The organism is Paragemmobacter amnigenus, assembly GCF_009908265.2.
Lineage (GTDB): Bacteria > Pseudomonadota > Alphaproteobacteria > Rhodobacterales > Rhodobacteraceae > Paragemmobacter > Paragemmobacter amnigenus.
Genome location: NZ_JAAATX020000037.1, coordinates 1 through 317, shown reverse-complemented (window position 1 = coordinate 317; position 317 = coordinate 1). Strand labels below are relative to the sequence as shown.

General features: G+C 75.4%; 1 protein-coding gene. It reads left to right on the top strand.

Going from position 1 to position 317, the window contains the following annotated elements; all coding sequences use genetic code 11:
• A partial coding sequence (locus tag GU927_RS20410; RefSeq protein WP_161764238.1) for a calcium-binding protein occupies window positions 1-317 on the top strand: 317 nt, incomplete at both ends.

The following is a 317-nucleotide window of genomic DNA, read 5'->3' as shown; positions in this document are numbered from 1 at the left end:
CGGCGGGATCGGCAATGACGTGCTGGACGGCGGTGCCGATGACGACGCGCTCACGGGCGGCGAGGGCCGCGACACGCTGTCCGGTGGCGAGGGGGCCGATGCGCTGGACGGCGGCGCGGGCAACGACGCGCTGGATGGCGGCGCGGGGGCGGACCAGCTCTCGGGCGGCGAGGGCACGGATACGCTGGCCGGTGGCGAGGGCAACGACACGCTGACTGGCGGGGCGGGGTCTGACACGCTGCGGGGCGAGGGGGGGGATGACACCTTCCTGCTGCAGCCGGGCTTTGGCACGGATGCGATCACGGGCGGCGAGACGG